At 39.9% G+C, this 9,814-nt stretch carries 11 protein-coding genes; 5 read left to right on the top strand and 6 right to left on the bottom strand.

Going from position 1 to position 9,814, the window contains the following annotated elements; translation table 11 throughout:
* The first annotated feature begins 489 nt into the window (after window positions 1-489).
* From PN497_RS10480 to PN497_RS10470, 3 genes are all read left to right on the top strand, one after another.
* The gene (locus PN497_RS10480; RefSeq protein ID WP_096566289.1) at window positions 490-1,059 is read left to right on the top strand and encodes a photosystem I assembly protein Ycf4; all 570 of its coding nucleotides are present in this window, start codon (window positions 490-492) and stop codon (window positions 1,057-1,059) included.
* Between the two features lie 157 nt (window positions 1,060-1,216).
* Window positions 1,217-1,981 (top strand): peptidylprolyl isomerase, encoded by a 765-nt coding sequence (locus PN497_RS10475; RefSeq protein WP_096566287.1) that lies wholly within the window; start codon window positions 1,217-1,219, stop codon window positions 1,979-1,981.
* Between the two features lie 321 nt (window positions 1,982-2,302).
* On the top strand, window positions 2,303-3,472 hold the full coding sequence (locus PN497_RS10470; protein ID WP_096566285.1) for a beta-ketoacyl-ACP synthase: 1,170 nt from the start codon (window positions 2,303-2,305) through the stop codon (window positions 3,470-3,472).
* 52 nt (window positions 3,473-3,524) lie between these two features.
* Here PN497_RS10470 and PN497_RS10465 read toward each other — a convergent pair whose 3' ends face one another.
* The 6 genes from PN497_RS10465 to PN497_RS10440 all read right to left on the bottom strand — a co-directional run bounded on the left by PN497_RS10465 (window position 3,525) and on the right by PN497_RS10440 (window position 7,038).
* Window positions 3,525-3,989, bottom strand: a complete 465-nt coding sequence (locus PN497_RS10465; protein WP_096566283.1) for a ferredoxin — start codon at window positions 3,987-3,989, stop codon at window positions 3,525-3,527.
* Entirely contained in the window at window positions 3,989-4,375 is a 387-nt protein-coding gene (locus tag PN497_RS10460) for a DUF1257 domain-containing protein (protein WP_096566281.1), read from the bottom strand. Before PN497_RS10460 ends, PN497_RS10465 begins: the two co-directional genes overlap by 1 nt.
* A gap of 39 nt (window positions 4,376-4,414) precedes the next feature.
* Window positions 4,415-4,627 (bottom strand): DUF2997 domain-containing protein, encoded by a 213-nt coding sequence (locus tag PN497_RS10455; RefSeq protein ID WP_096566279.1) that lies wholly within the window; start codon window positions 4,625-4,627, stop codon window positions 4,415-4,417.
* Window positions 4,628-5,039: 412 nt separating this feature from the next.
* Complete coding sequence (locus tag PN497_RS10450; protein WP_096566277.1) at window positions 5,040-5,591, bottom strand: type II toxin-antitoxin system VapC family toxin; 552 nt, start codon at window positions 5,589-5,591, stop codon at window positions 5,040-5,042.
* Complete coding sequence (locus PN497_RS10445) at window positions 5,588-6,034, bottom strand: type II toxin-antitoxin system VapC family toxin (protein ID WP_272110070.1); 447 nt, start codon at window positions 6,032-6,034, stop codon at window positions 5,588-5,590. Before PN497_RS10445 ends, PN497_RS10450 begins: the two co-directional genes overlap by 4 nt.
* Before the next feature lie 695 nt (window positions 6,035-6,729).
* On the bottom strand, window positions 6,730-7,038 hold the full coding sequence (locus PN497_RS10440; protein WP_096566275.1) for a DUF3067 family protein: 309 nt from the start codon (window positions 7,036-7,038) through the stop codon (window positions 6,730-6,732).
* A 1,041-nt stretch (window positions 7,039-8,079) separates the two neighbouring features.
* Here PN497_RS10440 and petC point away from each other — a divergent pair.
* Both petC and petA read left to right on the top strand, forming a co-directional pair.
* Window positions 8,080-8,619 carry a cytochrome b6-f complex iron-sulfur subunit gene (gene petC, locus PN497_RS10435; protein ID WP_096566273.1) on the top strand — a complete coding sequence of 180 codons (540 nt, stop codon included), beginning with the start codon at window positions 8,080-8,082 and terminating at the stop codon, window positions 8,617-8,619.
* 74 nt (window positions 8,620-8,693) lie between these two features.
* Window positions 8,694-9,695, top strand: a complete 1,002-nt coding sequence (gene petA, locus PN497_RS10430; protein WP_096566271.1) for a cytochrome f — start codon at window positions 8,694-8,696, stop codon at window positions 9,693-9,695.
* The last annotated feature ends 119 nt before the right edge of the window (window positions 9,696-9,814 follow it).

The following is a 9,814-nucleotide window of genomic DNA, read 5'->3' as shown; positions in this document are numbered from 1 at the left end:
GAGTAAGAATAACCATCTGCACGAAGAAGTATTTTGATCAGGAGAAACCCCTGATTTATCTCGTCTCGGCTTTGACCGTAGCCTGGGTAAACAAGCAAAGGCAAGATACAGAGTGTATACCGCCAAAATTCGATGGACTCATAAAGCCAAAAAAAATATAAAAGTAAGCGCAATTGCAACACTTATCCGTAAGTAGTTGTTTTGAGCGTGTAGGGGAATAATTGACTATTCCTTTTAAGCAGGTCTTAGTCTTAGAGAATCTGCGTGTCTTCAGACCGCAGAGTGTCAATATCAAACCACACAGTGAAAGTCCTGCTACTACAAGCTGATAGCGTTAATTTCTATAAAAAGATTTAAGCTGATGCTGGAGAAAATATATCTTTAAGGTTTGGGTGAATGAAGTTAAAATCTAGATCCATACCTGTCTCATTACCCAGGTTAGCCAGTCCCCAGTTCACAGAGAATATATAACGGTCTAAGGTAGCTAAAATGACGGCATCAACAAGGATTAATAAAAGCGATCGCCTCCTGCATCAAAATGTTCTCGGTTCTCGTCGGTTAAGTAACTACTGGTGGGCAACTATTGTTAGTTTAGGAGCATCCGGCTTTTTATTGGCTGGCATTTCCAGCTATCTCAAAGTCAATTTACTCATTGTCACCGATCCCACTCAACTGGTATTTGTCCCTCAAGGATTGGTGATGGGATTATATGGCATAGCTGGTGTACTGTTGGCCTTGTACCTGTGGCTAGTTATTTTATGGGATGTAGGCGGCGGTTACAACGAATTTAACCAGGAAACTGGCAAGTTCAAAATCTTTCGTTGGGGGTTTCCTGGGAAAAACCGCCAAATTGAGATTGAAAGCCGCATCCAAGATATACAATCTGTACGTATATCTATTAAAGAAGGTCTAAATCCTCAACGCGCACTTTATCTGAAAGTCAAGGGAAGAAGGGATATTCCCCTGACACGGGTAGGTCAACCTTTATCTTTGGCTGAGTTAGAAACTCAAGGCGCTCAGTTAGCTCGCTTTTTGGGTGTACCCTTAGAAGGACTCTAGATTTTGGATTTTGGATTTTGGATTTTGGATTGGTGATAGTTGATGGTCGATAGTTGATTGGGAAACATCAAATTGATTACCCAGTCACCAATCATCCCCAATCACCATTCTAAAATCCAAAATTGCTAATATACTTTGGTTGAGTAAGTAACTTTCAATGCGGTTAAAATTTTCACAATTTTTAGTCCTTCTGTTGATGATTGGTGGTTTGATGTTGACTGGATGTTCGGCTGATCAAGTCGCTTCTAGTACATCTCCCAATTCCACAGCTACCTCCAAGTCAACTGACGAGGCAAAAACACCATCAAACAAAAATAATCAGAGTGTTCCCGGAATAAATAATTTACCACGTCTCGAAGGTAAGGCTACTGTAGTGATGACAGTTAAAGGATCACCAATTACCATTGAAGTCGATGGTGATAATGCTCCCATTACTGCGGGAAACTTTGTTGATTTAGTCGAAAAAGGCGTTTACGACGGTTTGGTATTCCATCGGGTTGTGCGTGAACCTCAGCCATTTGTGGTTCAAGGTGGTGATCCTCAAAGTAAAGATTCCAATACTTCCCCGCAACTGTGGGGAACTGGTGGTTATATAGATCCAAAACTGAAAACTGAACGCCGTATACCCTTAGAAATTAAGCCTGAAGGTGCAGAGCAACCAGTTTACGGTCAAACAATAACTCAAAAGCCTGTTTTGATTCACAAACTTGGTGCTGTAGCAATGGCAAGATCCCAAATGCCTGATTCTGCTTCTTCTCAGTTTTATTTTGCTCTAGCGGATCTGGGCTTTTTAGATGGTAACTACGCGGTTTTTGGTTATGTAACCGATGGTTTTGATGTAGTTAATAAAATTCAGGAAGGCGATAAAATTGATTCTGCTAAAGTAGTTAAAGGTGCTGAAAACTTGAAAGTTCCTCAGTAGTTATCAATTGATAATTGACAATTGACAATTGACAATTGATAATTGTTTTATTCCAGGTTTAAAACCTCCCCTTTAAAGGGGGAAAAAGCCAAAATTCGGCTTTTGAAATCCTCTGATTTTAAGGGAGAGGTAATTGTCAATTGTTAATTGTTAATTGTCCATTATTGAATAGAGGGAATAGGGAATAAATCAAGTCAAAAGTCAAAATTAATAACTTCTGACTCCTTGAACTCCTGACTCCTGACTCCTGACTCCTGACTCCTAATTTAAAATCTAAAATCTAAAATCTAAAATCTAAAATCTAAAATCTAAAATCTAAAATTGGTTAGGGTTGTTGTTACTGGTATTGGTTTAGTTTCTGCTTTGGGTAACAGCTTGAAAGATAGCTGGCAAAATTTACTATGCTTAAAAACGGGAATTAAATTACATCAACCATTTCCAAAACTGGGGAAAATTCCTCTAGGTTTAATTAATCAACAACCTTCTGATTTGAGTACCCTCACTCAGATGGTTGTTTATTCTGCTTTACAAAATGCTGAATTAGTAGCGTCTTTGCCTGATTGTGCTGTGGTAATTGGTTCTAGTCGTAGCTATCAAGCGTCTTGGGAGAAGTTTGCACAGCAAATGTATAGTCAAGATACCAACGCAGAATTATTAAATCTGGAAAATTGGTTGGATACTTTACCACTGATGAATGCGATCGCTGTAGCCAGACAAATCGGGTCTTGTGGTCCAGTTTTAGCACCAATGGCGGCCTGCGCTACGGGAATTTGGGCAATTTCCCAAGCTGCTATGTTAATTCAAAGCGGTCAATGTCAACGGGCGATCGCTGGTGCAGTGGAAGCACCTATTACACCCCTTACCATCTGTGGATTTCAGCAAATGGGGGCTTTAGCAAAAACAGGCGCTTATCCTTTTGATTTACACCGGGAAGGTTTGGTATTAGGTGAAGGTGGTGCTGTGTTTGTGCTGGAATCTGCGGAGTCGGCAAAACAACGCCAAATCAACCCAGAAAATATTTATGGGGAAATTCTGGGTTTTGGCTTGACAGCAGATGCGTTTCATGGCATTCAGCCGGAATCAGAAGGAAAGAGTGCGATCGCTGCTATCAAGCAATGTTTAGAACGCAGTAATTTAACACCCGCAGATATAGACTACATTCATGCTCATGGTACAGCTACGATTCTCAACGACCGAATAGAGAGCAAAATTATACAGTCTTTATTTCCGCCAAAAGTAGCTATTAGTTCTACAAAAGGCTCTACAGGTCATACACTAGGAGCATCGGGGGCTTTAGGTGTAGCATTTTCGCTTTTGAGTTTAAAGCATAAAATATTACCTCCTGCTGTGGGATTGCAACAACCAGAATTTGATTTAAATTTTGTGACAACAGTAAGAAATACAGAAATACAAAAACTGCTCTGCTTGAGTTTTGGTTTTGGTGGACAAAATGCAGCGATCGCTCTAGGCAGTAGCAATTCAATATATTGAATTGATATAAGTAATCAGAATTCTGAAATCCTGACTCCTGACTCCTGCTATATTATTGATTTTTTGCTAATCTCTGCTTTTTACGACGTTTTTCTGTGGTAGCTACCGCATGATCCACCGGATAACCCACTACAGGAATAACCTGATATCTGCGGTCTTCCTCCAGGTTTCTCAGTTCTGTATAATCAACCCAGTGAATACAGTCTACAGGACAGGTATCTATAGCTTCTTGTATTACCTCTTCTGAGTCGCCATCTTGGCGAATTACACGCGATCGCCCATAATCAGGTTCAATATAAAATGTATTCCTAGCAACATGGGCGCAGTGTTTACAACCTATACAGGTAATTTCATCGACATAAACTCCTTTCTGTCGCAGCAAACCGCCCAGTTCCGGCTCTAAACCAGAACGTTCTGGTTCATCTCGCAAAAAACCGCCTAATTCTGGCTCTAAACCGGAAGGATTATTGTCTAGATTATTATCTAAATCTTCTGGGAACGGTTGCAATTGAGACATTACGCACTCCAGCGTTGTACCACTAAACGAATAGAACCATCTGCATTTTTCTGTTCTTCAGCAACTTGGAAACCAACTTTGGCAGTTTCTTTCATCACTGTTTGGTAAGCATAACGTTGGGTGACTTGGCGCAAAAATCCATCTACAGATAAATTTTGCTGCCAATATTGTAAGTCAGCTACCAATTCGTATTCCTGACCATTCCATCTAAAACCGATGTCATAACCATTTTCCTGTTCAATGGTAACTTCGGCTGGATGGGTTTGACCACGATAACCACGCACTTCACGAGGGCCTGGTTTCCAGTCTACTCCTAAGTCGGAAAGTGCATCTTGTAAGGATTCGAGGTTGCGGATTTGAGTTTTAATTTGGCTAAAGTGTGACATGGCGGTTTGTAATCAATGAAAGTAGACGAGTTGGAAAACTTACCATTCGCTAAAAGCAGTTTGGGTATTGGCTACACTTGATTCCTGTGTAGCTTTGTTGGCGAAAAATTCTGAGGTGGGCTGCTGATTTACCACTTTTCCCAGTTGGGCTTCTATGGCTGCTGTTACCTCCGCACAAGAAGATCCCACTATACCAGTGACTTTCTCTTGTACTCGACCGTCTGGATAAATTATAAATTCTAGTGTTTCCATTCTCTGAATGCCAATCTCAATAGTACCCTTGGACTTAACTGCTTTAGCGGAGTTAGTTTTCTATTGCTGAAAGAACACAGAAACAAAAGTTGCCATTTGTTCATAATGTTCCATCTTTAAAAATATATATCTCAAAATCTTAACGAAAGTTATTATTTGGGTTAGCAGTTACATCCATCAACCTATAGTTTCTCGTAACCTGATCAATTAGTCAAGCTGACTGCTTTTTGATCACTTTCCAGTTAAAAAGCCTGAAAAATTCGGCTTTTATCAGAGAAATCGTCATGCTGTAATTATGAAAAAATACTAAAGCTTATTGAAAATTTTTATCATTATCATTGAATTTAGAAAATATGGGGGAAATGTGGGGCGATCGCTTGCTTCTTTAGTTGTATTCCAAATATTGTGTATTTTATAATACGTTTAATGCCAAATCAGTATCACAGAATTTGATTGGAATGCCACTGCTGTTAAGTATCACACCATCTAATTTCAACACATCCTCATCTACAGAAATGACAACTTCTGCATCAAATTGAATTGCGCTGGCAACATGAAGTGCATCAGCTGCACGTATTCCCCTAATATAAAGTTCCATATTGTTTAACTGTGCTTCCACAATTCCAGCCGTTAAGTCTAGTACACTAATTCCAAAAAACCTGACCGCAGTTACTGTTTGGGGTACAATAGAACGGGCTGCAAGAACTCTTAATGTACTAGCATTACTCATACCCTTAGCAACTGATATCAGTTGTTTAAATAATGCTTCTTCTACTTCATAATAGGTAAGACTGGATGTAGCACCTGTATGTTTTGCAGAAACTAACTTTAAAACATCCTCTGCATCTTCAAATAATTTTTTTGGATCACGGCCACGACGTTGTGTAGTTCTGAGAGTTGATCCAGCGATCGCTTGTGGACTGAGATAGTCAATAAAAACACCCGTATCAATATAAACCTTCACACCTTAGTTCCCAATTCAGATAATAATTGTTCAGGTGTAACTATTTGAGGCTTACTCGTTGATAAAGAACCTAATGCTTTACTTAATGCTTTATCATAAGTAACTAAATAGTCACATTCAGCAGCACTACTAAGAATTAAAACATCATTAGAATGAGCTATACGGTTACGAAGGTCTGCTGCATACTTGAGATATTCCTCAGCTTTCTGTAAATTTACAGGTATCACATTAACTTCTTCTTGAAGTTCATCCAGAATTTCTGGGTTTTTACTGGACTCTACCAAGAAAAAAAGCTCCTGTAATACTACTGGATTAATTGCTAACCGCACTTGTGTCAACACTGCTGGAGAGAATAGTTCAGAACTAGGTGACTCACCACGTAAGTAAGCAGCGATAACATTTGTATCTAAAAAAACAAGAGGCAGATGTTTAGATGTTTCCACTTGAAAATCTCTTGTTAGAATTGTGTTTACTTAATTGTACTTCAAAAACATTAGATATGTAGATTAGTCGAAAAAATTGCATGAATTACAATCTACTTATTCTTAACTATTTATTGCATCTTGCCAATGAGAAAATGTAAGTTTAGTAATTTCACCTTTTTCTAGATGATATATTTCCTCTAAGCATTTAAAAAATGCCTGAGCATATTCTTTTAAACCTATAGGACTCCTATTTGATTATTGAAAAAAACTCCGTACACCAAAATTCTCTAAAAGCCTTTTGCCTGGTTGGTGAGCGAAGTCGAACTATTGCCTCTTGCCTGCCTACACAGATAAATTCAGAAATCAAACCGGATGACTATAATAAACACAAACATTTAAAAATTCGGGTAATTCTTAAATGATGATGATTTCCCCAATGTACCCAAACTTTTTTCCTTTCTGCAAATGGATTGATCAATTTTAATTCTTATTTTCCCATCTTGGCTTTTTTGACATGATATGGCGTTTCCCAGTCTCATGAGGTACACCCTAATTTATTTACTGTTCCCAATTCCCAATTCCCAATTCCCAATTCCCAATTCCCAATTCCCAATTCCCAATTCCCTAAGATAAAAAACTCTGTACCTCACTAGATTGGTAAATGCTATATTTTCATATAAAAATATTATCTGTCCCCAGTCACCAGTCACAACCTACACTATCCATTCAGATGCGCGATCGCCCAAGTCAAGAGGAATACTTACAGCTTTACCCAATCGGGGACGCTCTTTAGTTTGTTCAACAAAAGTTTGTACTTGACTCGTTCCACCCAAAGCGTTGAGATAATTAGCGATGCTATCCAGATGTTCTTGATATTCTGGTTCGCTTAAAGGGAATGAAGCTTGTTCAAGATATTTCCACATAATTTGCAGAAATATCTTTCCTTGCGTCCTGCGGAACTGGACATCGTAGGAATATCCCCATTTATCAATTAACAGTTGACGTAATTCCTTGCCAGTCATAATGCTTTAAGATTTATTGTTGTATTGTTTATTTTAGGGTTTGCTGAAAAAGTCGCTTCGTTGAGGCAGGGAATAGGGAATAGGGAATAGTTTTAGCTATCTGTTATCCCCAGATTTTCTAATTTATCAGACCCAAAATGCACAGTTTTTAAGGTATACCCTTCAAAAATCTTGCACTTTCTTTCCTCCTGGTCAGCCTCAAACCTTTGATTTACCAGTATTTTGGGTTTATTCAGCAAGCCCTATTTTAGTTAAATGCCATGCAAGTGAATTACATAGTCAGATAAACTGTTTTGCATTTAATTTGGATAAGTCTAGCGAGTAATATGCCCGCAGCACAAGACTTAACTATATTAGAATTATCAAGTTTAGCTGTGTAGCATCTGATTGTTACACATCTAAAACAAATTCAACACAGACTTAACGAGATCATGGCTGCTCTCATTTAGATTTTACATTTAGAGCCGACTTACTTACTCAAAATATTAATATTTATAGTACAGAAATATTATCATGTTTTGTCTGCATCTGTGATGCAAGATGTGAATGTGATATATTTAGTCTTGAGTTCAAGAAGCGTAGATCCTTGAGAAGTGGTGAAAGTCCGGCTCTGAGACTGGGGAGAGTCAGAATTGATCTGACCATAGCTCCTGTGTGACAGGAAATCCTATAAATCAGACAAAGTAAAACATTCTCAAGAGTAGCTAATCCAATCAGAACTGAAAACAGAGAACCCGCAAAATATTTTCTTTAAAGTAGTCCCAACAGCTTTTAGACTAGGGATAGAGGGTGTGGTAGTAAGTCCTGTTGGGGTGATTCCCAGCAAACAGAAAGCATGAGATATTTGTCTATGCTTTTTGAAACTATGATAAGGATATAAAGAAATGTAATGCTAACAGAAGGTAATGCTAGATAGGTCTTCTTACCAAGAAGTATGGCATCACTGGGGGCGTTAGCATTTCGACTCAGGCAAAGTGTGAGGCTAGTTGCTACCACTCTTGTCAAAATTGCTGAACAAATTACACAAAGAGCGCGTAGACTATGGCTCAATTTTCTGAATCAATGGACGTACCCGATATGGGTCGTCGTCAGTTCATGAACCTGCTGACTTTTGGGACTGTCACCGGAGTAGCGGCTGGTGTATTGTATCCTGTTGTTAACTACTTTATCCCCCCCGCCAGCGGTGGTGCTGGTGGTGGTACAGTAGCAAAAGATGAACTGGGTAACGATGTTAGTGTTAGTAAGTTTCTCAGCAGTCATAACGTAGGCGATCGCACCCTTGTCCAAGGACTCAAGGGAGATCCTACCTATATTGTGGTAGAAAGCAAAGAAGCGATCACAGACTATGGCATTAACGCTATTTGCACCCACTTAGGTTGTGTTGTTCCTTGGAACGTAGCAGAGAACAAGTTTAAATGCCCTTGTCACGGTTCCCAGTACGATGCTACTGGTAAAGTGGTCCGCGGACCTGCACCCAGGTCTTTAGCTTTAGCTCATGCGAATGTCAACGATGACAAAATCGTTTTGACCCCTTGGACAGAAACCGACTTCCGCACTGGTGAAGAACCTTGGTGGGCTTAAACAATGCAATGGTTCAGCTTTAATGCTGAACAATCACCACTGACAACTGACCACTGACAACTGACTTTATAGAGATGAGAAACCCCCGTACACCAGCGAGGTTAACCCGCGCTGCTAAAGTAATGTTCAATACATTACTAATAGCGATCGCTACTGTGACATTTTTCTTCACCAGCGATATTGCTCACCCCCAAACAGCTGCTGCTTATCCCTTCTGGGCGCAGGAAACCGCTCCTGAAACACCCCGCGAAGCCACAGGACGGATTGTTTGCGCTAACTGTCACCTAGCAGCAAAAAACACAGAAATAGAAGTACCCCAATCAGTATTACCTGACACCGTATTTAAAGCGATCGTCAAAATCCCCTACGATACCAACGTACAGCAAGTAGGTGCTGATGGTTCTAAAGTCGGTTTAAACGTCGGTGCTGTATTGATGTTACCCGAAGGCTTCAAAATTGCACCAGAAGACCGCATTCCTGAAGAAATGAAGGAAGAAGTAGGCGATGTTTACTTCCAAACCTACAGAGAAGACCAGGAAAACGTCGTCATTGTTGGACCCTTACCAGGAGAAGAACATCAAGAAATCGTCTTCCCTGTGCTTTCACCTAACCCTGCTACCGACAAAAATATCTACTTTGGCAAATATGCCGTTCATGTAGGCGGTAACAGAGGACGTGGACAAGTTTACCCCACAGGTGAAAAGAGCAATAACAACGTTTACAACGCTTCCGCTGCTGGTACAATCAGCAAGATTGCCAAAACAGAAGATGAAGACGGTAACGTTAAGTATGTAGTTAGCATCAAAACCGACAGCGGTGAAGTTGTTAACGATACCGTTCCCGCAGGTCCACAACTGATTGTTTCTGAAGGACAAACAGTTGCATCTGGTGACGCTTTAACCAATAACCCCAACGTCGGTGGTTTTGGTCAGAAAGATACAGAAATCGTCTTACAAAACCCCAACAGAGTCACAGGTTTGATCGCCTTTATCTGTTTAGTGATGTTGGCACAAGTTATGTTAGTGCTGAAGAAGAAGCAGGTGGAAAAAGTCCAAGCTGCTGAGATGAATTTCTAAATTCTTTACTAAACAATGATTTGTGGGACAGGCAAGATGCCTGTCTTTTTTTTATCACAGGAGTCAGGAGTCAGGAGTCAGGAGTCAGGAGTCAGGAGTCAGGAGTCAGGAGTCAGGAG

Source organism: Sphaerospermopsis kisseleviana CS-549 (genome assembly GCF_028329225.1).
Taxonomy (GTDB): Bacteria; Cyanobacteriota; Cyanobacteriia; order Cyanobacteriales; family Nostocaceae; genus Sphaerospermopsis; species Sphaerospermopsis kisseleviana.
Note: the sequence above shows the minus strand (reverse complement) of the source record. Positions and strands in the feature narration are given on the sequence as shown.